Genomic DNA, 25,263 nt, shown 5'->3' with positions numbered 1-25,263 from the left:
CATTAACATAATAAGAAATGAAAGGCATAAACTAGTTAGTAAAGGAGAATGACTCATATGAGAAAATATATATATAATGTTGTCATTATATTATTCGCTCTACAAATGAGTCATGTGCAAGTATTCGCAAACTATGAAGAAAAGAATATTGCAACTGCTAATTCAATAGAAACACTACAACATCTAATTCAAAAACAAGTCATGCAATTATCTACTGAATTTGACATTCGTTATACTGGTAATACGTCCGAAATAAAAGATGAACTATCAGAGCTAATTAAACATGCTATTCAAGATCCATATGTTTACGCCAATCTTTCTAGTTTTAAATGGAAATATGAAGGCTATACCAATAATATTGTCATTAGATTTGAGTTTACTTATCATATTTCTCAGGAAGAGGAGGCATTTGTAGAACAGTCTTTGACGAATATTATTGCACCTATGCATGGACTAAGTGAATTGCAAAAAATACAGGCTGCACATGATTTTATCGTTCTATCTACTGAATATTCAAAGGAAACGAAAGGAAGTCAATATTCTCCCTACACATTGCTTACGGAAAACAAGGGAGTCTGTCAGGCATATGCTCTAGTGCTTTATCGAATGCTAGAGATGCTAGGCTTTGAGGTACAATATGTACCAGGAAAAGTAGGGGAACAACTACATGCTTGGGTCTTAGTGAAGCTTGATAATGCATGGTATCATATCGACGTTACATGGGATGATCCATTGCCTGATCGTAAGGGTGAGGTGCGTTATAATTATTTTTTAGTGTCTGATCGCCAATTAGCACAGGATCACTCTTGGGACTATGCAAGTTTCCCAGCTGCTACAAGCGAAGCCTATATTGATTTACAAAAAACGAGTAAGGTTGAAGTTCTTACAAAACCAATGTTGGATAGTCATTTTACCTTTGATAAAGGGCAGTTCATTTTAGCTAAAAATAAACAAATAATAAAACAGCCTACACAGCTTTTAAAAGGTAATAAAAGCGATAATTCTGTTCAGTTGAAACTAAATGAATGGGAGCCTATCATTTTAGAAAGTAATGTAGCCCAAGTAAAGGGTAACCGAAAGATAACACATCATGCTGTGCAAAAGAAAAAAAGGCTAACGAGTATTTATAGAATGGAAAAACGAATGCCACAAGAAAAGTACGTCATAATAAAGGAGGTGTCCCATACGATTTCGGGGCACCTCCTTACTCATTTATTTGTGAGCGTTTAAAGCAGTATCTAAAGTTTGAATATTTTTCTTCATAAGGGTGAAGTAAGTTTCATTATTTTTAACATCATCCGCTGTTAAAACGCTTAAATTATGCAAGACAAGCGACTCTGCTCCAACCTCTTTTTGGATGACCTCGGCTAATTTAGAAGAGACATTTTGCTCGAATAAAATATAGTGAATGTGCAAATCATTTGCTTTATCAACAATTGCCGTTAGTTCCTTTTGAGAAGGCTCATTTTGTGAGTTTAAACCGGCTATTGGAAGTTGCTTTAGGCCATATTGACCTGCGATATAGCCAAATGCTGCATGTGATACGAAGAACGTCTTTTCTTGCGCTTTATTAGCCATTGCTTTAAACTCGTTGTCTAAATCTTGTAGTTCTTTTACCAGTGCCTCGTAGTTAGCTGTAAATGTAGCTTCTTGTTCTGGCATTTTTTCAACTAGAGTGTTTTTAATGGAAAGTGCTAAATCTTGACTGATAATTGGTGATAGCCAAACATGTGGATCTACATTACCGTGATCATGATCATCATGTCCATGCTCGTCTTCAGAGTGGCTATGCTCTTCTTCAGTTGTAGCATGTTCATGATCATGATGTGCTTCTTCTTCATCATCATGTGTGTGACCAGTGCTCACAGCTAATTGTTCATCTGAAACTTGATCTGCTGTTGCAACCATTGTTACATCTTCTTTGGCTAGAGTTTTTTTGGCATTTTCAACAAAGCCTTCTAGCCCTAAGCCAATATAGAAAAATATATTAGCATCTGCTAAATTCATCATATCCTTTTGTGTTGGCTCAAATGTGTGTTCATTGGCGCCAGCAGGGTAAATAGAAGAAACCTCTACAAAATCGCCACCAATTCGTTGTGCAAAATAACTTAATGGATAGACAGTTGTATAAATTGATAATTTATCCTTTGTCTCTGTCTGTTTGGATGTTGATGATTTATCCCCACAGGCAGCAGTGAATAGGGCAAGAACTGCAACTAAAAATAACAAAAATACTTTTTTCATCTTATAGTATACCTCTTTCAAATAGTAATCGTTACGATTTAATTTTTAGAACAGTTTCTATAATAACGCACATTTATAAAAAGTACAAGAAAAAATGACCTTCGAAAATTAATTCTTTTTCGAAGGCCATTTTTCAGGCACAGGGTCAAAGCCACCAGGATGGAATGGCTGACATTTAGATACACGCGTAATGGTTAAAATTAACCCTTTAATTGCACCGTGCTTTTGAAAAGCTTCAAGTCCATATGACGAGCATGTAGGATAGAAGCGACAGGATGGTGGCGTCATCGGTGAAATAAATTTTCTGTAAAACTTAATGAGCCAAATAAAGGGATATTTCATATTTGTTTATCCTTTTGTTGAGGGTTGACCTGCTCAGGCTTAGCATCGATAGTCTGTGTAAAGAAATTGCCTTTTTTCTTCAAGAGGACAATGACAGAAACGCCAAACATTAGCATCATCATGGCAATCATAATTATTATTGGTAATGGTACTCCCATTGCGTTCACTCCAAATTCTATTTGTTAATAATATTATAAAAGAATCTCTGTGAAAAATGTACAAATTGAACTAGTCATCATTTTGATGAAAGCTTTGCTTAGGTTTGTCATCAACTGTATGTTTAAAAGCATACGCACGATTGACACTGAAAATAGTCGCGACCGTTACTAAAATAACGATGATCGCTGCTACAACTAAAAGCGTGATTAAACTCATGGCATTCACTCCGTTCCTTGTTCATCATATCTATTATAAATTAGATAATCTCACTTAGTTGTGAAGGAAGTTTGACATTCCAGCGAATAAAACAACACTTTTACCTCCATACTATGGAAAAAGGAGTGTTTTGTAGAGATGGAGCGTCAGCGTGTATATTTTTCACTTGCCAATAGAACGTATTATACAAATCCATATGCAGGTCCGTGGAACTTTGAACTCAATATAGATCGCCAAGCATTAGACGTCTTTGAAAAGATTTTTCAGCAAATGCAGCTGTTAGAAATTTCGAATGCATGGCGTGCACAATTGCCATATATACAATATCATCTTGATAGAGAAAATGATGAAATTGATTTGCGATTAAAAAAAATCTATGCACTTGTCCATGAATATGGGGATGCGGATACAAAGGCATTTGTGGAACAGCTTCCTTACTTCAACAAACGTGTCTAAAAGTAGAGGGTCACTGAAAAAATTCAGTGACCCTCCTTTGCTTTTAACAAATAGCTTTTAAAATAGTAAAGACAGCTTCTCGTGGTACTATGACAGGAATACTAAGCTTGTTTTTAATCACATTTTTCATGGCAGTAGAGTAACCCATACAATCTAATATAAGTAATTCGGCACCGCGTATTTCTAATGACTTAGCCTTTGCCAATAAATCTTGTTCGTTAAAACGATAAGGAGAACTAGCCTCAAATGTTACATTAAATCGTGACTTTTGCCATTTCTCAGCAACGCTAATTTGCTGCTCGGGCTCAGGTCCAATCAAACCGAGCGTTAAATCAGCATTCATGCCTCTTACTAAATAGGTCATCATGCGGTCAGGAAGTAATAGATTTTTGCCAGATAATGTGTTAGTAAAATCGCCTGTGCACATAAGTAAAACCCAAGTAAATTCCTTAAGTTCATAAATTCGTTTCTGAATAAAAGGCATCAGCTTTTTTTTACTTAGCTGTATCTGCTCACCATTTGCGAGAAGAGTTACTAAAACATCTGAATCTTCACTGGTTGGAGCAAGTGCTGCAATTTCTGAAGACGTCAGTAAATCAAGTACACCAAATTCTGTGACATGTAAACCAGCATTTTCTAATTGTTTGATATCCGCGGCCATGTCCTTGCGAGGTGCTTGACCAATTGTGACGATTGCGATTTTTGATTCCACCAATTTTTTTCACTCCGCTTCATAATGTTTTTTACCATTCACATAGGTTTGTAGCACTTTCGCTTCTGTTTCAAAAATAGGATGAGACCAAACTACGAAATCTGCATCTTTGCCTTCCTCAAGAGAGCCGATTCGATGATCGAGCTGTACAAGTTTAGCGGCATTAATGGTGATACTTCTTAATGCTGTTTCTTCATCTAATCCATATCGAATTGCCTCAGAAGCACAATACTTTAAATATTGAATTGGTACAAATGGATGGTCAGTCATAATAGCAAATGGAATATGGTGTTCTTTAAAAATTTTTGCGATTGCTGGTGTTGAATTACGAGTTTCATATTTTGATGGTGTCAGCATATAGGGCCCAATAGTTGTATTAAATCCACTAGCTTTCACAGCATCAACAATCATATGTCCTTCCGTACAGTGCTCTAAATGTAGCTGTACATTAAATTCTTTTGCAATACGAATCGCAGTCATAATATCATCTGCTCGGTGACAGTGAAGACGCAGTGGCATTTCGCCTTGTAGCACCTCGATAAATGGACGTAACTCTAAATTATGTTTTACATGCTCTGTTTTTTCTTCTTTACTTAGACGAGCGGCACGTTGGAAGCCATCGCGTAATAATTGAGCAATTGCCATACGTGTCATAGGCTTACGCTTATATTGATTGCCAAAAACATTTTTAGGATTTTCACCTAAAGCGCCCTTTAAGCCACTACGCTCAACTAGTAGTCTTGAAGAAAGTGTAGGACCCGCAGTTTTTAATATGCTCCAAATCCCGCCGATGACATTGGCACTTCCTGGCCCCGTTTGAACGGTAGTTACGCCACCTTCAAGAGCATGCTGAAAAGAAAAGTGACGAATATCTACACTGTCCAAAGCGTGCATGAGGGGGGTGAACGGTTCGCTATATTCATTGGCATCATTAATATCCTCAGTAACCTCTGCCCACGTACCAACATGTGCATGAATATCAATTAAACCTGGTGTCACAAATGCTCCATGTAAATCAACTACTTCAGCATTGTCAGGGATCTCTCTAGCAGGCCCTACATAGTCAATTCGACCATCTTCTATCCATAGCTGTTCAAAGATATCATTCTGTTCATTTACTGCTATAAATTTTGCATGATGATAAATAATCATTTTGTCATTTCCTCTTCCCATGCGTATACTTTTTTACCCTTAATAAAAGTGGCAACAACTTTTGCATCTAAATCTAAAGGATGCTTATTCCAGACAACAAAATCAGCTAGTAAACCATCTTTAATGGAACCTGTTATATGTTCTATTCCAAGGAAAGTTGCTGCACCAGTCGTTAACGCATAAACCATATCCTGACGTAATAATCCTTCACGAACCGCTAAACAGGCTTCAAGTGCTAGATGAGTTGCATTACTTATGGGATGATCTGTGCACAATACAAATGGAATGCTATTTGCTGCAAACTGCTTATATAATTTGGGTGACAGTGCCATCATTTCGTTATGCTCAATATGACGGAATGTAGGGCCTGCAATAACTGTATTCAATGATGGATCCTCTAGAAGCGGGATTTCAGTGCCATGGATGATATGGAAATCAAATTCGAATTCTTGCTGTAGGCGGACAATTAGTTCGATATCGACAGCTTTATGTGCTCGTACCACAATTTTTCGAATTAGAGGCTCCTGCTCTTTAATTTGTTGGAGTGTTTCTCTCATAATCTTAGCAATACCCATACGAGTCAATGGCTTTTTCTTCTCGGCAAAAAACGTACTTTTGGCATTTTGACCAATTGAAAAGGAGTAGGCGACACCTTGTTTTATTACCATCTCATCAACAGTTGTATGGGTGTGATGTATAATTGCTGTTTTCGCGCCAATCAAACTTTTAGGAGAGGGAACAATATGAGATGAAGTGACGCCATGTGAAATTGCTTTTTTAAATGCGGTATCAAACGGATATATTCCATCTACGACTGAATATTGTATATTTGATTCAAACTCAAAACTATCATCACCCTCCCAGCGAATACCAATTTCAGCTAGTCCAATTTGTGAGCAGCTGTCGATAAAGCCGGGAGTGATGTAATAACCATCTAAATCGATTTTTGTTTCAAAGGTATTCGATTGTTTGAAATATTGTCCATGTACTTGAAAATTGCTTTTTTCAAAACTACGAGTCTCAGAATTGAAAACGAGTCCATTTATATAACGAGTCATCGTTAAATTCCCTCCATATGAATAGAAAAGCGGAGATCTGCATCTCCACTTTTCTTGCTAAGTTATTTAGAAATTGAAACGTTTGTGCCGTTTGGATGTACGATTTGTAGGGAGTTATCTGCAGAAACCTCAAAGCCTTTTACCTTTTTGTTAATACCAGCCACTGTTTGTGTTGCCTCTAATTCAATTCGTGGAACATCAGCTAAAATAAGTTTTAAAGCTTCTTGATATAGTTTTGCACGTTCTTCTTGAACAACTGTTTCAGATACAGCCCGTTCTAATAATTTATCAACTTCTTGATTGCTATAGCCTTTACCATTACCTAAAGCGCCAATTTGATTTGTGTGGAACAATTGATATAGGAAGAAGTATGGATCCGGATACCAAGTCCAACCACCAATATTCATTGGTGCTTTCCCTTTAGCTACTGTGTCACTGTAAGTTCCCCACTCAAGAACTTTAATTTCAACGTCAATGTTTAAGTTTTTCTTTAATTGACTTTGGAAAATAGTTGCATAAGGTACACGTGCCTGTGATACATAAATTTCAGTTTTGAAACCATCAGGATATCCAGCTTCAGCTAATATTTTTTTCGCTTCCTCAGGATTGTAAGTTGGTACTAATTCCGTTAAAGACTTATCATAACCCCATGAGCCTGGTGGTAGAGGTAAATAAGAAACATCACCGCCACCCCATTGGTTAACACCAGAGATAATTTCCTCTACATTAGTTGCTTTATAGATAGCCTCACGCACTCGCTTATCGGCTGTTGGGCCTACCTTGTTGTTCAGATCAAGATAGACAATTGATAAACCTGGATTTGTTAAAAGCTCTAAATTACTATCTTGACTAATAATTTCACGGTTTTGACCTTTTACATCCATAGCGATATCAATATCGCCAGAACGTAATGCATTTGTCATCATGTTTTGATCAGAGATAAATTTCATTGTTAAGTTATCAATGTGAGGTTTTTCACCCCAGTAGTTTTCATTACGCACTAGTTTGACTTCTTGGTCTTTTTTCCATTCAGTTAATTGGAAAGGACCTGTCCCTATGAAATGCTCAGAGAAATTATCTCCCCAGCCTTCAACTTCTTCTTTTGGAATAATGACATTACCTGCATCCGTTAGCATGGCTAGTAAAGCGGCATTCGGAGATGCTAAATGAATTTCAACCTCATGATCGGAAATTATTTTTACTTCTGTTACACCGCTTAAACGATTCATGGCAGATTCTTTTGCAGAACGCTCTAATGAATACTTCACATCTTCAGCAGTCATTTCACGGCCATCTTGGTATTGACCTTTTTGGAATTTAACGCCTTCACGTAACTTAAATGTATAGACTAACATATCATCAGATACTTTCCATTCCGTTGCTAATGAAGGAATGATATCCGATAAATCTTTGTTGTAAACAACTAAAGTGTCAGCCATTTGGCGCATTACTTGTGATTCATAAACCCCTGTGTATTTTATAGGGTCAAATGTTTTTGCATTTGCGGAAAGTCCGACATTTAATGTCCCACCAGATGTAGCTTCTCCATCTTTTTCTCCAGATGAACTCCCATTATTTGATTTACCGCCACCGCAAGCAGCTAATACACCAATTATTAAAGTTAATAACAATAGTAGTAAGAATCTTTTTACATTTATTCGCTTCATACTTGCTAGCCTCCTTGTTTGTTGTTTCACAATATGAACCATTGATTCGAAATATAGGTTCGACATAAAAGTAGCACAAATGTAAACCAAAAGTAAATATAAAATTATAAAAATTCTGAAAAAAGTATTTACAAACAAAGTTAGTGAGGTGTACTATTTGATTATTCACAATATGAATCACTGTTTCAAATAATGAAAAGGAGGTCTTGGAATAATGGGCTCATTTATTGTAAAGAGGTTGTTTAACCTCATTCCCACACTCCTAGTAGTAGGAATCATTGTTTTTATTATTACTAGGATGATACCTGGTGATCCAGCGTCTGTAATGCTTGGACCCCAAGCCAGTGTGGAAGATGTAGAGAATTTAAGAGAAACGTTAGGTTTAAATAAATCGCTCCCTTCACAATTTATTTCCTATGTAGCAGACTTAGCGCAGCTTAATTTAGGATATTCCTATTCTTATAGTGAATCTGTCATTGGGCTCATTGTAGAAAGATTTCCTAATACAGTGATATTAGCTTTGGCAGCGCTACTAATTGCAGTAGTCATTGGGATTCCAGCTGGAATATTAGCAGCAAGAAAACAAAATACAATGATTGATTATGCAGTAATGCTCGTATCTTTAGTTGGTGTTTCTATGCCAATCTTTTGGTTAGGGATTATGTTAGTTCTATTCTTTAGTGTCAACCTCGGATGGCTACCAGCTACGGGGATGGGTAATTTAGATGATGGACTTTGGGAATTTATGAAACATTTAATCTTGCCAGCATTTGCTTTAGCTACTATTCCGATGGCGACATTTGCACGTATTACACGTTCAAGTATGCTTGAGGTTATTTCGCAAGATTACATTAAAACCGCACGTTCGAAAGGAATTAAAGAATATTTAGTTATCGGTAAGCATGCATTTAAAAATGCTTTAACACCAATTTTAACTGTACTAGGGATGCAAATTTCAAATTTACTCGGTGGTGCCGTACTAACCGAAACTATATTTAGTTGGCCAGGTATGGGACGACTTATTGTAGATGCTATTGATAAGCGTGATTTTGTAGTTGTACAAGGAACAGTAATTTTTATTGCTTTCATCTTTGTACTTATTAACTTAGTTGTTGATGTTTTATATAAAGTTGTAAATCCAAAAGTAAATCTAGAATCAGATGGGAGGAAAAAGTAAATATGGTTCAAGCAATTGTAAATGACAATCAAAAGAAAAATACATTGCTACGAAAGTTGTTAAAAAACAAATTGGCGACAATCGGTTTAATAATAGTTGCAATGATGACGATTGTAGCCATTTTTGCTCCGTTAATTGCAACCCATTCGCCGAATGAAATGACTGTTGGAAAATCATTTTTACCGATGAATACAGAGGGGCATTTACTCGGTACAGATAATTATGGTCGTGATTTGTTTAGCCGTTTAGTTTATGGTACGCAAATTTCAATGGTTGTTGGTATTGCTGCGGTGCTGTTTGGAGCAGTATTTGGCACATTACTTGGATTAGTTGCAGGTTATTTTGGAGGTCGTTTAGACTCTGTCATCATGCGCACAATGGATGGTCTGTTTGCTTTCCCATTCATTTTATTAGCAATCACTTTAATGACAGTGCTAGGTCAAGGTTTAGTGAATGTTATTGTGGCCATTGGTATTGCCAATATACCAGGGTTTGCACGACTTGTTCGAGGACAAGTATTAAGTGTGAAAGAGGAAGAGTTTATTGAGGTAACGCATTCATTAGGTGCTACACATACACGTATTATTTTTAGTCATATTTTACCAAACTGTCTGGCGCCTTTAATTGTTTACGGCACGATGAGTACTGCTGGGGCAATTATATCTGAGGCAGCACTGAGCTTTTTAGGATTAGGAATCCAACCTCCTACAGCTTCATGGGGAAGTATTTTGAAAGATGGAAAAGATTTTCTAGTGTTAAATCCTCAAATGGCGACATTCTCAGGAATTTGTATTTTATTAACTGTACTTGGCATTAACCTTTTAGGCGATGGATTACGTGATGCACTAGATCCGAAAATGAAAGTTTGATATGGAAGGGGGGGAGTCATGACTGAACGTTTACTAGATGTAGAAAATTTAACAGTTGAATTTAAGAGTGGTGGTTCGACGATGAAAGCTGTAAATGGCGTAAATTTACAATTAAATAAGAAGGAAACACTTGGAATTGTTGGAGAATCAGGTTCGGGCAAAAGTGTTACAGCTACAGCATTAATGCGTTTAATCCCATCTCCGCCAGGAAAAATTACTAATGGGAAAATTCATTTTAATGGGTGTGACTTACTAGGGATATCGGAAAAGGAAATGCGCAATGTACGAGGTAATGAAATGTCGATGATTTTCCAGGATCCTATTACAAGTTTAAATCCAGTCTTAACAGTAGGTAATCAGATTATTGAAGTAATATGTGCTCATGAAAATTTATCAAAGAAAGAAGCAAGTGTGAAAGCTGTTGACATGCTAAAAATGGTAGGTATTCCAGAGCCTGAAAAACGTTTGAAAATGTATCCACACGAATTTTCAGGTGGAATGAGACAGCGTGTCATGATTGCCATTGCATTAGCATGTAATCCAAAGCTGCTTATAGCAGATGAACCTACTACAGCGCTGGATGTAACGGTACAGGCACAAATTCTAGATTTAATGAAAAAACTACAGCTGGAGCACGATACTGCCATCATTATGATTACACACGATTTAGGTGTTGTATGGGAGCTTTGTGACAAAGTAAATGTCATGTATGCAGGACGAATTGTAGAATCCACTACAACTAGACAACTTTATGAAAATGCATTGCATCCTTACACATGGGGGTTACTTGAGTCACAAATTACGATGGGCACTCAAGAGCATGACAGGCTACCGGCGATTCCAGGAAGTCCACCAGATTTATCGATGCCGCATAGTGGCTGCCATTTCTCTTCTCGCTGTCCTTTGGCAACAGATATTTGCCGTAGTAAAGAACCTAAATTAGTGGAGGTTCAAGACAATCATTTTGTGGCTTGCCATCTGCAATCGAAAGAACAAATTGTAGAACGTAAGGAGGGAATTTTTAATGCAGCACAATAAAGAGCTAATACTAAAAGTGAGTAATTTAAAAAAGCATTTTCCTATTAAAAGTTCTATTCCTTTTAAAAAGACAACACAATTTGTAAAAGCAGTAGACGGTGTAAGCTTTGAATTATATAAAGGTGAAACACTAGGCATTGTTGGTGAATCTGGATGTGGTAAATCGACTGTCGCACGTTTAATCAATCAATTAATTACACCGACAGAAGGAAAAGTAGAGTTTAACGGAATCGATTTAGCAAGTGTAAGTACAACAGATATTCGCTCAGCGCGTAAATCGATACAAATGGTATTTCAAAATCCGTATGCTTCACTCGATCCACGAAAAACGATTGAATACTTAATTGCTGAGCCACTAGTGATTCACGGCATTGGTGACGATGCATCACGCAAAAAACGTGTCGTAGACTTACTTGAAACAGTTGGCTTAAGTGCCTATCATGCAAAGCGCTATCCACATGAATTTTCTGGTGGACAAAGACAACGTATTAACATTGCTCGTGCGCTTGCGTTAAACCCAGATATTGTCATATGCGATGAACCAGTTTCAGCACTCGATGTATCTGTTCAAGCCCAGGTTATTAATTTATTGAAAGATTTACAGAAGGAATTCGGTTTAACATATATTTTCATTTCACACGATTTAAATGTTGTGAATTATATGTGTGATCGTATTGCGGTCATGTATTTAGGAAAAATCGTAGAGATTGGTACGTATGAAGAAATATACGAGAATCCTCAGCATCCATATACGCAAGCTTTATTATCGGCAATTCCTAAAGAAAATCCGTTTGATACGAAGGAACGCATTATTTTATCTGGGGACGTTCCGAGTCCAGTTAACCCACCGAGTGGCTGCGCATTTCATAAACGTTGCCGATTTGCAACGGAAAAATGTTCACAAGTTCAGCCTATACTCGATTCGGTTACTGTAACACATCAAGTATCCTGTCATTTATTTAACTCAATTCGGGAGGAAGTCCCAACTACTTAACGTAACTTATGGCTGGGTAAACGATAACTACAGTTAGATGAGAAATTAACTTTGGCAATGCCTAAGTGATCAACATTACAGTAAAAGCCTTAGACAGAATTTTGAAGCATGGGTTAAAAATCCAAATCACTTGATGTTTACTAAGTGCTATCAAAATGAGTGCCTGTGAGAGCGAGGCATTATTGATTAAAAAAGGAGCGCAATTATTATGTCATTAAAACATGTCATTGAATTATACGAGGTAATGGATAGTGTTTATGTGAATGGGGAAGTTGTCAAAGATTACTTACACAATATTGATCCGTCAGCGGATGTTACTGTAAAAACGATTACAGGTGAAAAAGGTTCTACTGATTTTGTAAAGGTTCTTGTTAAAGGAAAGAACGGTAAATCATCCGGAGGGAGTGCGCCAACTTTAGGCATTATTGGACGTTTAGGTGGAATTGGTGCACGTCCAGAAATGACAGGTTTTGTGTCCGATGGTGATGGTGCGTTAGCATGTATGGCAAGTGCAGCAAAAGCTATAGATATGGTATTAAAGGGTGATCGATTTGTAGGAGATGTTATTTTCACAACGCATATTTGTCCAACAGCACCAACTTTACCACATAAGCCAGTGCCGTTCATGAACTCACCAGTCGATATTAGTGTCATGAATGAGAACGAGGTAGATGCAGAAATGGATGCCATTTTATCCATCGATACAACGAAGGGCAATCAAGTTTGTAACCATAAAGGATTTGCTATTACACCTACTGTCAAAGAGGGCTATATTTTAAAAATTAGTGATGATTTATTACATGTTTACACCCAATCAGCAGGAATTTCACCAGTAGTAATGCCCATTACAACACAGGATATTACACCATATGGAAATGGCTTATTCCATATAAATAGTATTTTACAACCAGCAGTTGCTACATCAAGCCCAGTGGTAGGTGTTGCCATTACTACAGAATCAGTAGTTGCAGGCTGTGCAACAGGTGCAACTCATGTTACAGATGTAGAGAATGTAGCTCGTTTCGTGTTAGAAGTAGCTAAAACTTATGGTGCCAATAAATGCTCTTTCTATGATGAAAAGCAATTCACCCTCATTGAAAAGCTATATGGTAGCATGAATCATTTACAAACAAAAGGAAATGAGGTACGCGCACATGAATGATTTTCAAGAGCTCAAACTGCGATTAATCAATGAAGTTGAAAATAACAAGAATGAATTAATTGAATTTTGTTCTAAATTAATTCAAATACCAAGTGTCAATCCCCCCGGAGATACAACTGAAATTACAAATTTTATAGAAAATTATTTAAATGAAGTGAACATTCCATATGAAAAATATGAATCTGCAGATAATATGTTTAACTTAGTAGCTTCTATTGGTAATGATGGGGGTAAGGAGTTAGTCTATTGTGGACATACAGATGTTGTTCCGGTTGGAGATCTTTCAAAATGGGATTTTAATCCTTTTTCTGGGGAAGTGAAGGATGGCTGGATGCTTGGCCGTGGGGCAAGTGACATGAAGGCAGGTTTAGCAGGTATTATTTTTGCAACAAAAATGCTGAAAAAATTAAATATTGAATTACCTGGAAAGCTAACATTAGCGATTGTGCCAGATGAAGAGACTGGTGGCGAGTATGGGGTTCCTTGGCTTTTAGAGCGTGGTTTAATAAAGGGGGATGGCTGTTTAATTGCAGAGCCTTCTTCACCTTTAAATCCTACAATTGGTCAAAAAGGTTCATATTGGTTTGAATTAGAAGTGCGTGGGGAACCAGGACATGGAAGCTTGTCACCATTAGCCGGGAAAAACGCCATTGTAGATGCTATTCGTGCTATCAATGAAATTCGTACATTATGGGATCTTACTATTAATATTCCTGAAGAAGTACAGCCTCTTATTGAAGTATCAAAAAAATATATGCGTGAAGTTGAAAAAGATCGCTTGAAATATCAAGAAGTTCTAGAGAAAATTACTGTAAATATTGGTACAATTGAGGGAGGTACGAAGTCCAACGTTATTCCAGATTATTGTAAGGTTCAGGTAGATTGCCGCCTACCATTCGGTATTACTCAAGAAGAAGTATCTGAAATTTTGAAAAATAAATTGGATGCATTGAATATTGACTATTTGATAAAACGTTTTGGATTTAAAAGTGTGGCAAACTACACCCCAGCGGAAAATCCAGTATGTAAATCAATTGTTGAAAATATTTCATTTGTTACGGGAAAAGAGGCGTATGGCGTTATGCAATGGGCAAGTAGCGACGCTCGTCATTTCAGACAATATGATATTCCCGTGCTGCAATATGGTCCAGCTTATTTACCAAGTATTCATGGCTATAACGAAAAAGTACGTGTTGAGGATATCGTACGCTGCGCAAAAGTGTATATTACTGCTGTAATTGATTTCCTATATCAAAAGTAAGAGAATGCTACTCTCTTGCTTTTGATTATGTGAAGCTTTAATCGGTGGGGGATGACGCACAGGACGGCAGTGTTCTTAGCCTCCTCTTCATCCTCCACTGATTAAAGTTAAATGGACCTGGTACTTGCGGTTGCTTAATATTTTACCACTTCAATTATTCCCCCTTTTTGAAGTAAAAGTAATATGCAACCGTTTGTACGAGATAAAGTGAAACTTTAATCAGTGGGGGTTTTCTACATCCCCACTGATTATTAGTCTTCACCAATCAGGCCTTTGCTGGCAGTTCATCTCCTACCTAACTTCTTTGCTTTCTCTGAATGTTGAGGTGGGAGTCTTGTTGCTGTCGCTTCGCTTTCGCACAGAAAACATTTGTTGCTGTCGCTTCGCTTTCGCACAGATAAATTTCTGCCTGTTAATGCGGGATAAATAGATCAAAAGGATGAGAGAGATGCTAAAAACTTTAAATTTATCGATTGCTGTTTTAAAGATGTTTACAAAGGAAAAGCCCTCATGGGGTGGGCGTGAGCTAGCAACGGCAATGAATATGAATCATACAAATTTATATCGAATACTTGAGACATTTGAGAATAACGGATTTATTACAAAAGATCCTATTACTAAAAAATACTCTCTTGGAATTGCTATATGGGAAATTGGGATGAATATGTATGATTCGCTAAACATTGACCAGCTTTGTATGCCAATTCTTGAAAAATTAAAAGATACAACAGGTGAAACAGCTGTTTTTACAGTTTTAAATGGGCTGGAAGCGTTAACATTGCTGAAAGCAGAGCCTGTAAATAAGGTAAAATTTTCAGTTTCAAGAGGAAGTAGAACTCCTCTTTATGTAGGTGCCTCCTATCGTTCGATGCTTGCTTTCTTAAGTGAAGAGCAAATTTCAAAAGTTATTGACGAGCCTTTAATCGCCTATACCAATAATACGATGACAGATGCGAATGAAATTCAGGATGAGCTCGAAAAGATTCGAGAATGTGGTTATGCAGTAAGTAAAAGTGAATATACGGCGGACGTACTCGCACTTGCAATGCCTATATTTAATAGTGAAGAACAGGTAGTAGCTTCAGTTACTGTATCAGGCCCTACCTATCGTTTCACAGAACAACGTATTTCAGAAGTATTGGAACCATTAACAGAAGCAAAAAATGAAATTGAAGATATTATTCGTAGATATCATTTGAATTTCAATTAAGGAGTAATGATATGCAACATTTACATGAGATTGCACTGAATATCTTAAAAGGTAATTTAAATATTCAATCATCAGAAACACTTGTCATTCTAACAGATGTTCATAAACAAGATATCGCAAAAATTTTTCATGAAGCTGGATTAAACATTACGGAAAACACGATGTTAGTTGTGATGCCAATATTGATGAAATCCGGACAGGAGCCAATTAACGCTATATCATCGTTAATGTCCAATGTAGATGTGACACTGTGCATTACCTCCCATTCTCTAACACATACAATGGCTCGTAAAAAGGCATGTGAAAACGGTGGACGAGTTGCGACAATGCCAGGAGTTACATTAGCAATGCTTGAACAAGGTGCACTTCATGCTGATGCACGTGAAATAGAAGTCCTTGTGGAAAAATATGTTAACCTACTTGATCCTGCAAAAAATGTACGGATTGTAAAAGATGGACATGAGCTAACGTTTAGCATAAAAAATCGTTTAGGTATTCGTTCAACAGGTATTGTCCGTAATCCAGGAGACTACGGTAATATACCGTCGGGAGAGTCATACATTGCTCCTATTGAAACATCTGCAAATGGTGAAATTTTGGTCGATGGTTCAATTGCCAACATTGGGGTACTAAAGGAACCATTATTGTTAAAGGTTCGTAATGGCCGACTAGAAGAAGCAATAGGTCCAGATGGTCCACGATTACTTGAATTATTAGGTGAGGACAACGGTCGTATTATTGCAGAATTTGGTATCGGTGCAAACAAAAGTGCTATTTTATGTGGGAATGTACTTGAAGATGAAAAGGTCTATGGCACCATTCATATTGCATTTGGCAGTAATGCGCCTTTTGGTGGTACAAATGCGGCAGATGTCCATATTGATTGTGTTGTTAAAAACCCAATTGTTTATTTCGATGGTAAACAAGTTATATAGTCAAAAACAGAGCGTGACTTCAAAAATTTTGAAGCACGCTTTTTTCGTTAAAGAGACGTTAATGAAAGCTAATATTGAAAACTACTATTATCGCAATTTCAATTTTTAAAATTTAAAGAGTACCAATTTATGAAGGTTATTTTCCACCCACTAATTTGGCAAACTGAACGGTTAAGGGCAACTCTTGATGGATTAACCATTGTCATAAGAGATGAGCTCACATTTTGAGGACTAGCAGCTAGCGGTGGAGAAAAGCTAAATCAAAACCATAGCTAGCGGTAAAAGTGCGAATATGACCTTTAACATGAAAATTGCTCGTAAGACATTCTTTGTACATATCGGAGTTGAATATTAGTGATTTTATTTGTTGATTATAGCTACATAATTACACTATAGTAAAATAAAAGATCATTATTATAAATGCCAAATGAATTCTGTTATTTTCCAAAAAAAGATTCTACTTAGTGTATAAAATAAGGCTTTAGCAATATAAAAAGGAGTTGAAGAGCATGTTCTCATTTACAGATTTAAATGGTTTACGAGTGGATTTAAGCTTTTCAAGAGGTGAGTTTGAGGTTGAGCCTAAGCATGTACTCGTTTTTTTAAAACATGAAAATAAGTGGTTATGTACAATTCATAAACGCCGTGGTGTTGAAGTTCCAGGTGGAAAGCAAGAACCTGGAGAAACATTGGAGCAAGCGGCAATTAGGGAAGTATTTGAGGAGACCGGTGTTCATGTAAAAAATCTTAAATGGTTTGCAGAATATGCCGTTCATGATGATATCTTATTTTGTAAAACGGTCTTTACTGCACAGTTTGCAGGGCAGGAGGACATCGATTTTGATTTAGAAACGTCAGGGATGACTTGGCTATCGGATGAAGAATTTGCAAATCATCCAAATTTAAGCTTTCATATGAAGGATGAAGGAATGCAGAAAATGCTGGAGGAGTTGAAACAGTATGACCAATGGGGAGATCGTTGAAAAACGTGCTTATCCTTCACCGAATCCAGCTATTCGTTTAACAGAGATTACTTATATGTCACAGGGTCTACGTGTGAAGGGATTATTAGCAGAGCCTAAGGCAGAAGGTACATATGATGGCTTTTTATATTTACGTGGAGGCATGCAAAGCATTGGTATGGTTAGACCTTCGCGTGTGGCACAGTTTGCTGCGCAAGGCTTTATCGTTTTTGCCCCATATTATCGTGGCAATCGAGGTGGAGAAGGTCGAGATGAGTTTGCAGGAGCGGATCGTTATGATGCTGTATACGCAGTAGACGTGCTAAAACAGTTTTGTAATGATAATATTCATATCTATGGCTTTTCACGTGGTGGTATTATGGCACTTTGGACTGCAATATTACGTAGAGATATTACATCCGTTGTGACATGGGCAGGAGTATCTGATGCAACAGCTACATATTGGGAGCGGCCAGATATGCGCCGAATGATGAAGCGTGTTATTGGAGGGACGCCGAATCGTGTACCAGAGGCTTATGATGCTCGAACACCTTTATTTGAGATAGAGAACATTACAGCTCCAGTACTTATTATTCATGGCTACCGTGATGAAAATGTAGATATTGAACATGCAAGACAATTAGAATTTTATTTAAAGGATGCCAATAAAACATATGAGACATGGTATGATCTTCGCTATGCTCATCAGTATCCACCGACTAAAAATAGAGAAACAGTACATGCACTTTGCGAATGGATGAAACGTCAATAAAATATTATGTTTTGAGAGGAGAGTATTCTTTGAAATACATAATAAGTAAAAGACTTAAGATTATTATTGTAGGATTAGTATTGATAATAATCGCTTCCATTTTTGTTTATTATCAGTTTTTAGCACCTTCAGCAGATATTCAGCAATATAAGGAATACTATGCTCCGAAAACAACGCAAAAAACATTAATTCAAGATGAGGTAAAGGTTACATTTTTAGGAACATCATCTTTATTATTTGATGATGGCAACACACAATTAATGATTGATGGTTTTATTTCTAGGCCGCCCTTATTAAAAATGTTGCCCCTCAGTACTGTGAAAACAGATGCAGATGCTGTAAATAATGTCTTTCATAAAATAGGCATTGATCATAATAAACTTCGAGGGTTGTTTATAGCTCATACACATTATGATCATGCGTTAGATTTAGCTTATATCGCTAAACAAATTGGTACGCATGTATATGGTTCAGAATCAGCGATTAACATAGGGCTTGGTGAAGGTATAAATGTGGATCAGATGTCTGTATACGAAGTAAACAAAACTATGCAGTTGGGTGATTTTACTGTCACGGTCCTTCAGTCAAAACATTCACCAACTTTTGACGAAGGGGAAAAAATAAACGAGCCACTTAAACAACCAGCTATAGCCTTAAATTATCATGAAGATTCTTCATACGATTTCTTGATTACGCATCATAATAAAAAATTCTTTGTTAAACCAAGTGCTAACTATATAGAAGGGGCATTAGATGATATTCGAGCTGATGTTTTATTTTTAGGAATAGGAGTATTAGGAGCTCAGGATGAAAATTTTCAAAATATGTATTATGAACAAACTGTGCGGAAAATACAACCGAAACTCATTATTCCAATACATTGGGACAACTTCACCAAACCATTAACCGATGCTCTTGAAGCAATGCCTAAATTTGCAGATAATACAAAAGCAGGATTAGATTTTATAATTCAAAGGACAAAAGTAGATAAAATTGATTTTCAAATACTTCAAGGTTTTCAAAGCATTTATTTCTGATAATTTAGTGTGATAAAGGAGAGTTGCATGCTTCATTTAGCGAATTAACTCCATTTTGATTACCTCTTGCAACATGGAGTTTTTTTAGTGAAAAGGTGCTCAGGTAGACCAAAAAATCGCACGATCAGATGTAAAACTGCCCGGGTTGACTCAAAAAAACGTTCAGGTGCTTTTTGACAGGCACCCGAACGGTAGAAAAAAGGATACTTACTCTACATATTTTGCTAAAAAGTTATTAATAGTTTTCCAATAAGAGTCACCAGCAACGCTTTCTGCACCGCCATGTCCAGCACCTTCAACTATAAATTTCTCTTTCGGTACATTGGCAGCCTCATATACTTCATTTAGCATATCAGAAGGGACAAATGTATCATTACTACCATGAATGAACAGCATCGGCGTTTTCGATTTGGCTACTTGCTCTACAGTATTAGCTTCACCAAGTGTATAGTCAGCTCTTAATTTCGTAACAATTGAAGAAAAGTGCATAATAGGAAAGGTGGGTAAATTAAAGATTTCTTGCAATTGATAGGAGAATTCACCCCAAACTGAGGAATAACCGCAATCCTCAATAATAGCCTTAACATTGTCAGGTAGATCTTCTCCTGAGGCCATCATCACTGTAGCACCTCCCATGGAAACACCATACAAAACAATTTCAGCATTTTTATCAGAACTGATAACATTATTAATCCATGAAACTACATCAAGTCGATCATGCCAGCCCATCCCAATATAGTCACCCTCACTTTTTCCATGAGCCCTTGCATCTGGTATGATAACATTGAAGCCTGTATCATAAAAATGCTTAGCAGACTTTGACATTTGTGAGCCATCAGATGAATATCCATGAAAAACAATTGCCCATTTATTTGTTTCGTTTGTATTTTTAAGCGTATAGGCATGTAATTTCAAATCATCGAAAGACTGTATAAAAGAGTCCTCAAAATTCTCTTTAAACCACTTTTCACTTTCTTCTTTTTCTTTAGCATCCTCAGGGCTAACAGCAATAGAATTGTGCGGCGCATTAAGCACGGCTGATTTATCTGTATTCGGATTTAAGGCTAGATTATAAAAATAATTCCCTGCAAAAAATCCAGCACCAACAAACAATACTAATAGAAGACTGACAATGGTAATAATCACTTTATATTTTCTTTTCATATGTATCCCCCTAGAACTACTATTATGAATTATACACAAAGTTAACAATATGAAAAGTAGACTTTTCTAAAATAGGGGAAAATAAAAAAGGGAACGACTCTAATCGTTTCCTTTTATAGTGTTGAAAAAATTAAATAGTTAAGTAAATCATTGTGATTGTTGTGGCATTTTAAAGGTGGGAGATTTCCGTTCCAGGCTACTCGCTTTCCTGTGGGCGAGCGTCGAGCTACGCTCCGTGCAGGGTCTCGCCTGTCTCGCTTTCCCACGGGAGTCGAGTAGCCTTCCACTCCAATCAGCAATAAAGTAGAACTTTTATAAATTTAATTTAATGTTAAAAGTGAAAGTTATGCTACTCACCATAATCGATCAGAATAGACTTATAACAGTGAAAGTGATTGTACAACTGTTGTTGTTGCTGTCGCTTCGCTTTCGCACAGACTAAAACCCTTTGCTGACATTCCGCTTTTGTACAAAAACATCTGCTGTTGCCACCTCGATCTCGCGTAAAAACCATTTATTGCTAAAAATTGATTTCACACTATAAATAAGAGAAACATGTAAGAAAATATTTGCTAAGTGAAATAGTTGATTGGAGTGAAGACTGGGCGACTCCTTGGGGATCAGCGTCACAGATGAGACCCTGGAGCGAAGCGAAGCGGCTCATCGGACGCCCCCAGGAAAGCGCCCAGTCGGAACGGAAATCAACCCCTCGTTGTGCAGAGGAGCCTTAATAGGACACCTTAATTTTATTGAAATTAAAGTTTTTCAACACAAAAAAGGGAACGACTTTTAAATCGTTCCCTTTGCTTAATGAATTATTTTAATGGACCACCAAGATTAGTGATAGCTTCAGAAACATTTGAGAATTTCTTGAAGTTTTCGTTGAACAGTCCAGCAAGTTCAGCAGCTTTTTTATCATAAGCAGCTTTGTCTGCCCATGCATCACGAGGATTAAGCACTTCTGTTGGTACACCTTCAATAGAAGTTGGAATGTTTAAACCGAATACTGAATCTTGAATTGTTTCAACATTAGCTAATTTACCGTCAATTGCAGCACGTACCATTGCACGAGTGTAAGAAAGCTTCATACGGCTACCAGTACCATATTCTCCACCAGTCCAACCAGTGTTCACTAAGAATACCTGTGCACCGTGCTCGTCAATTTTTTGACCTAACATTTCAGCATAAACTGTTGCTGGAAGTGGAAGGAATGGAGAACCGAAGCAAGTTGAGAATACTGGTTCTGGTTCTGTTACACCACGTTCTGTACCAGCAAGTTTAGATGTGAAACCGCTTAGGAAGTGGTACATTGCTTGCTCTTTTGTTAATTTACTGATTGGAGGTAATACACCAAATGCATCAGCTGTTAAGAAGATGATTGTTTTTGGGTGACCTGCAACAGATGGATCAACAATATTTTCAATGTATTGAATTGGATAAGCTACACGTGTATTTTCTGTTAATGAACCATCATCATAGTCACAAACTCGAGTTTCTGGATCAACAGCTACGTTTTCTAAAACAGAACCGAAGCGGATTGCGTTGTAGATTTCTGGTTCTTTTTCAGCAGAAAGGTTAATTGTTTTTGCATAGCAACCGCCCTCGATGTTGAATACACCATTATCAGACCAACCGTGTTCATCGTCACCGATAAGCTTACGGTCAGGATCAGCAGATAAAGTAGTTTTACCAGTACCAGATAAACCAAAGAATAATGCAACATCGCCAGCTTCACCAACGTTTGATGAGCAGTGCATTGAAAGGATGCCTTGTTGTGGTAATAAGTAGTTCATAATACCGAAAATAGATTTTTTGATTTCACCAGCGTATTCAGTACCACCGATTAGGATAATTTTCTTTTCAAGTGATACAATGATGAATGTTTCAGAAGCTGTACCATCAACAGCAGGGTCTGCTTTAAAGTTAGGAGCTGAGATAACTGTGAAGTCAGCAACATGAGAAGCTAATTCTTCTTCAGTTGGACGGATAAATAATTGATGAGCGAAAAGGTTGTGCCAAGCATATTCATTGATTACTTGGATGCTTAATTGCGAATCTTTGTCAGCACCAGCAAAGCCTTTGAATACGAATAATTCGTCACGTTCTTTTAAATATTTTACTACTTTTACATATAAGTTATCGAACACTTCAGAAGAAATTGGTCGGTTTACTTTTCCCCAGTCAATTTGATCTTTTGAGCTTTCTTCTTCTACCGTATATTTATCTTTAGGTGAACGACCAGTGTATTTGCCAGTTTCTGCACGAACTGCACCATCTACTGTTAACATAGCTTCACCACGAGCTGTAGCTTTTTCAGCTAATTGTGGTACTGAAAGTTGAACATTAATGTTACCGCCGCTTAATAATTCCTTCAGTTCGTTTGCAATTTCTACTGAATTCATCGATTAAATACCATCCTTTTTTATAGTATTCCCTAGAGTTTGAGGGAGAATTTCTTATTTTCAAAAATAGTATAACACAATTGCTTAAATAATCTATACTAATTCGGAAATTATTTTAGAGATTTTAATACTTTTCAAGAAAACGACAAAAAGTAAATTTATTCGTTTTTAGAATGCTTTTTCCCCTATTTGATTAGATAATCTTCGTCACAGCTGAATTACGTTTGGAAGCTTTTGGTCAACATGAGGTTCGCACAGGATGTGAGGTTCTTACCTGTCTTTTTTATCAGTTGGAGCTTGTCACCGACTGAAAAGGGGTCTACAACCATATTCATCCACCACATGTAGAGAGGGCAGCCTTCTGTAGCTAATAACTTCGTTTTCGCTACAAAAGACATTTGTAGATGACGTTGCACTTTCGCTAAATACTTGCTGAATGAAGATTAAAGGGTCACACATATGTTAACACATGATATAAGGTGGAGAGTAGGGATTATTTTGCTTCAATTTACAGCATAATCCAAGTGTAAAAAGTATTGAAACTCATCGAATTCCCTATTTCCTTTATATAATACAGCAAAAATATTTGACAACGTTCGACCTTTTACGTAATATGAGATATTGAACGGATACTCTTATCCCGAGCTGGTGGAGGGTCAGGCCCTATGAAACCCGGCAACCTGCATGAACTATTTCACGACATGCGTTGGTGCCAACCTGATGCAAGGGGAAACCCCTTGAACGATAAGAGTGAAAGGTTACGAAGTCATTATTCCTTTCCTCATGTTAAGTAAGCGTGAGAAAAGGATTTTTTTATTGTTAAAAACAAATCTAAAGGTAAGTATATGTAGTTCTTTCCTTATTATAATGACGGATCTTTCGAAATCTCGTGTTAAAAGCAGCAGCTATTTTTTTGTGCGAAAGTGAAACGACAGCAGCAACGGCTTGAGAGTTCAATCCATAGGAGCGAGCTTGACATGGGTAATGAGTACCGTATTAATTCGCAAATACTATTTATAAGCGTAATAGGAGGAAAACCAAATGACAAACCGTCGACTGTTTACATCAGAGAGTGTAACAGAAGGACATCCAGACAAAATTTGTGACCAAATCTCGGATGCCATTTTAGATGCTATTTTAGCAGAAGATCCAAATGCACGTGTAGCGTGTGAAACAACAGTAACAACAGGCTTAGTATTAGTAGCAGGAGAAATTACTACTTCTACCTATGTAGATATGAAAGGTATTGTCCGCGATACTGTAGCAGAAATCGGTTATACACGAGGAAAATATGGCTTTGATGCTGAAAACCTAGCAGTGCTTCTTGCTATTGGTGAACAATCGCCTGATATTGCACAGGGTGTTGATCAAGCTTTAGAGGCGCGTGAAGGCTCTATGACTGACGCTGATATTGAGGCTATTGGTGCAGGTGACCAAGGCTTAATGTTCGGGTTTGCATGTAACGAAACACCAGAGCTTATGCCATTACCGATTAGTTTAGCGCATAAATTGGCTCGTCGTTTAACTGAAGCACGTAAATCTGGTGAACTAGCATATTTACGTCCAGACGGAAAAACGCAAGTGACGATTGAATATGATGAAAACAATGTACCAGTGCGTGTAGATACGATTGTTATTTCAACACAGCATGATGAAGAAGCGACGCTTGAACAAATTCAAGCAGATTTAAAAGAATTCGTTATTGCCCCAGTTGTTCCAAGTGAATTACTAGATGCTGATACTAAATATTTCATCAACCCAACTGGCCGTTTCGTAATAGGTGGTCCAAAAGGGGATGCTGGTCTAACTGGCCGTAAAATCATCGTTGATACATACGGTGGCTATGCACGTCATGGCGGAGGTGCTTTCTCTGGTAAGGACGCAACTAAGGTGGACCGTTCAGCGGCATATGCAGCACGCTATGTGGCAAAAAATATCGTAGCAGCAGGCTTAGCAGAACGTGCTGAAGTACAATTAGCTTATGCAATTGGTGTTGCTCAGCCAGTTTCTATTGCTGTTGATACATTTGGGACAGGAAAAGTGAAGGAAAGTGAAATTGTAAATTGGGTACGCGAGCTATTTGATTTACGTCCAGCTGGAATTATTAAAATGCTTAACCTTCGTCGCCCTATTTATAAACAAACTGCAGCATATGGTCACTTCGGTCGTACTGACTTAAATGTACCTTGGGAACAAACAGACAAAGCTGACGCATTAAAAGAAAAAGCTGGGTTATAAATTATTTAGCTAAAGTAATGCAGTAGCTGTAAAATT

At 37.2% G+C, this 25,263-nt stretch carries 24 protein-coding genes and 1 riboswitch; of the genes, 14 read left to right on the top strand and 10 right to left on the bottom strand.

Features of this window, described 5'->3' with window-relative positions; all coding sequences use genetic code 11:
- The first annotated feature begins 57 nt into the window (after positions 1-57).
- Positions 58-1,230 (top strand): transglutaminase domain-containing protein, encoded by a 1,173-nt coding sequence (locus tag AN161_RS02855; protein ID WP_053592876.1) that lies wholly within the window; start codon positions 58-60, stop codon positions 1,228-1,230.
- Here AN161_RS02855 and AN161_RS02850 read toward each other — a convergent pair.
- From AN161_RS02850 to ytzI, 4 genes are all read right to left on the bottom strand, one after another.
- Entirely contained in the window at positions 1,213-2,244 is a 1,032-nt protein-coding gene (locus tag AN161_RS02850; RefSeq protein ID WP_053592875.1) for a zinc ABC transporter substrate-binding protein, read from the bottom strand. The two genes, AN161_RS02855 and AN161_RS02850, sit on opposite strands and share 18 nt — an antisense overlap.
- 108 nt (positions 2,245-2,352) lie before the next feature.
- Positions 2,353-2,586 (bottom strand): membrane protein insertion efficiency factor YidD, encoded by a 234-nt coding sequence (gene yidD, locus AN161_RS02845; protein ID WP_053592874.1) that lies wholly within the window; start codon positions 2,584-2,586, stop codon positions 2,353-2,355.
- Entirely contained in the window at positions 2,583-2,744 is a 162-nt protein-coding gene (locus AN161_RS30090; protein WP_198926831.1) for a hypothetical protein, read from the bottom strand. The genes yidD and AN161_RS30090 overlap by 4 nt, the downstream gene beginning before the upstream one ends.
- Positions 2,745-2,814: 70 nt before the next feature.
- A complete protein-coding gene (ytzI, locus tag AN161_RS28485; protein WP_143114586.1) occupies positions 2,815-2,961 on the bottom strand; it encodes a YtzI protein in 147 nt (48 codons plus the stop codon).
- Positions 2,962-3,099: 138 nt separating this feature from the next.
- Here ytzI and AN161_RS02840 point away from each other — a divergent pair, with 138 nt between their 5' ends.
- Entirely contained in the window at positions 3,100-3,417 is a 318-nt protein-coding gene (locus tag AN161_RS02840; protein WP_053592873.1) for a hypothetical protein, read from the top strand.
- Between the two features lie 43 nt (positions 3,418-3,460).
- Here AN161_RS02840 and AN161_RS02835 read toward each other — a convergent pair whose 3' ends face one another.
- The 4 genes from AN161_RS02835 to AN161_RS02820 form a co-directional block, all read right to left on the bottom strand.
- Positions 3,461-4,129, bottom strand: a complete 669-nt coding sequence (locus AN161_RS02835) for an AroM family protein (protein WP_241774479.1) — start codon at positions 4,127-4,129, stop codon at positions 3,461-3,463.
- A gap of 9 nt (positions 4,130-4,138) precedes the next feature.
- Positions 4,139-5,281 (bottom strand): amidohydrolase, encoded by a 1,143-nt coding sequence (locus tag AN161_RS02830; protein WP_053592872.1) that lies wholly within the window; start codon positions 5,279-5,281, stop codon positions 4,139-4,141.
- Positions 5,278-6,339, bottom strand: a complete 1,062-nt coding sequence (locus AN161_RS02825; RefSeq protein WP_053592871.1) for an amidohydrolase family protein — start codon at positions 6,337-6,339, stop codon at positions 5,278-5,280. Before AN161_RS02825 ends, AN161_RS02830 begins: the two co-directional genes overlap by 4 nt.
- Positions 6,340-6,401: 62 nt before the next feature.
- A complete protein-coding gene (locus AN161_RS02820) occupies positions 6,402-8,006 on the bottom strand; it encodes an ABC transporter substrate-binding protein (RefSeq protein ID WP_053592870.1) in 1,605 nt (534 codons plus the stop codon).
- Positions 8,007-8,220: 214 nt separating this feature from the next.
- Between AN161_RS02820 and AN161_RS02815 the strand changes: the two genes are divergently transcribed.
- From AN161_RS02815 to AN161_RS02765, 11 genes are all read left to right on the top strand, one after another.
- Complete coding sequence (locus AN161_RS02815) at positions 8,221-9,183, top strand: ABC transporter permease (RefSeq protein ID WP_053592869.1); 963 nt, start codon at positions 8,221-8,223, stop codon at positions 9,181-9,183.
- Positions 9,184-9,185: 2 nt separating this feature from the next.
- A complete protein-coding gene (locus AN161_RS02810) occupies positions 9,186-10,052 on the top strand; it encodes an ABC transporter permease (protein ID WP_053592868.1) in 867 nt (288 codons plus the stop codon).
- A gap of 18 nt (positions 10,053-10,070) precedes the next feature.
- Positions 10,071-11,090 carry an ABC transporter ATP-binding protein gene (locus AN161_RS02805; RefSeq protein WP_053592867.1) on the top strand — a complete coding sequence of 340 codons (1,020 nt, stop codon included), beginning with the start codon at positions 10,071-10,073 and terminating at the stop codon, positions 11,088-11,090.
- A complete protein-coding gene (locus tag AN161_RS02800) occupies positions 11,077-12,084 on the top strand; it encodes a dipeptide ABC transporter ATP-binding protein (RefSeq protein WP_053592866.1) in 1,008 nt (335 codons plus the stop codon). The genes AN161_RS02805 and AN161_RS02800 overlap by 14 nt, the downstream gene beginning before the upstream one ends.
- Before the next feature lie 208 nt (positions 12,085-12,292).
- On the top strand, positions 12,293-13,246 hold the full coding sequence (locus tag AN161_RS02795; protein ID WP_053592865.1) for a DUF1177 domain-containing protein: 954 nt from the start codon (positions 12,293-12,295) through the stop codon (positions 13,244-13,246).
- On the top strand, positions 13,239-14,507 hold the full coding sequence (locus AN161_RS02790) for an ArgE/DapE family deacylase (protein WP_053592864.1): 1,269 nt from the start codon (positions 13,239-13,241) through the stop codon (positions 14,505-14,507). The genes AN161_RS02795 and AN161_RS02790 overlap by 8 nt, the downstream gene beginning before the upstream one ends.
- 448 nt (positions 14,508-14,955) lie before the next feature.
- A complete protein-coding gene (locus AN161_RS02785; RefSeq protein WP_053592863.1) occupies positions 14,956-15,717 on the top strand; it encodes an IclR family transcriptional regulator in 762 nt (253 codons plus the stop codon).
- 11 nt (positions 15,718-15,728) lie between these two features.
- Complete coding sequence (locus AN161_RS02780) at positions 15,729-16,652, top strand: aminopeptidase (RefSeq protein WP_053592862.1); 924 nt, start codon at positions 15,729-15,731, stop codon at positions 16,650-16,652.
- A 509-nt stretch (positions 16,653-17,161) separates the two neighbouring features.
- A complete protein-coding gene (locus AN161_RS02775; protein WP_053592861.1) occupies positions 17,162-17,635 on the top strand; it encodes an NUDIX domain-containing protein in 474 nt (157 codons plus the stop codon).
- Positions 17,613-18,386 carry a prolyl oligopeptidase family serine peptidase gene (locus tag AN161_RS02770; RefSeq protein ID WP_053592860.1) on the top strand — a complete coding sequence of 258 codons (774 nt, stop codon included), beginning with the start codon at positions 17,613-17,615 and terminating at the stop codon, positions 18,384-18,386. Before AN161_RS02775 ends, AN161_RS02770 begins: the two co-directional genes overlap by 23 nt.
- A gap of 29 nt (positions 18,387-18,415) precedes the next feature.
- On the top strand, positions 18,416-19,423 hold the full coding sequence (locus tag AN161_RS02765; protein ID WP_053592859.1) for an MBL fold metallo-hydrolase: 1,008 nt from the start codon (positions 18,416-18,418) through the stop codon (positions 19,421-19,423).
- A gap of 207 nt (positions 19,424-19,630) precedes the next feature.
- Here the strand turns inward: AN161_RS02765 and AN161_RS02760 are convergent, their stop codons facing one another.
- Complete coding sequence (locus AN161_RS02760; protein WP_053592858.1) at positions 19,631-20,587, bottom strand: alpha/beta hydrolase; 957 nt, start codon at positions 20,585-20,587, stop codon at positions 19,631-19,633.
- A gap of 815 nt (positions 20,588-21,402) precedes the next feature.
- On the bottom strand, positions 21,403-22,989 hold the full coding sequence (gene pckA / locus AN161_RS02755; RefSeq protein WP_053592857.1) for a phosphoenolpyruvate carboxykinase (ATP): 1,587 nt from the start codon (positions 22,987-22,989) through the stop codon (positions 21,403-21,405).
- A 632-nt stretch (positions 22,990-23,621) separates the two neighbouring features.
- Positions 23,622-23,740, top strand: a riboswitch (SAM riboswitch).
- Between the two features lie 290 nt (positions 23,741-24,030).
- On the opposite strand from pckA, the gene metK reads away from it, so the two are divergent.
- Positions 24,031-25,227 carry a methionine adenosyltransferase gene (metK, locus tag AN161_RS02750; protein WP_053592856.1) on the top strand — a complete coding sequence of 399 codons (1,197 nt, stop codon included), beginning with the start codon at positions 24,031-24,033 and terminating at the stop codon, positions 25,225-25,227.
- The last annotated feature ends 36 nt before the right edge of the window (positions 25,228-25,263 follow it).

This window comes from Lysinibacillus sp. FJAT-14222 (assembly GCF_001278875.1).
Taxonomy (GTDB): Bacteria; Bacillota; Bacilli; order Bacillales_A; family Planococcaceae; genus Lysinibacillus; species Lysinibacillus agricola.
The sequence above is the reverse complement of the archived record's forward strand: the minus strand, read 5'-3'. Positions and strand labels throughout refer to the sequence as shown.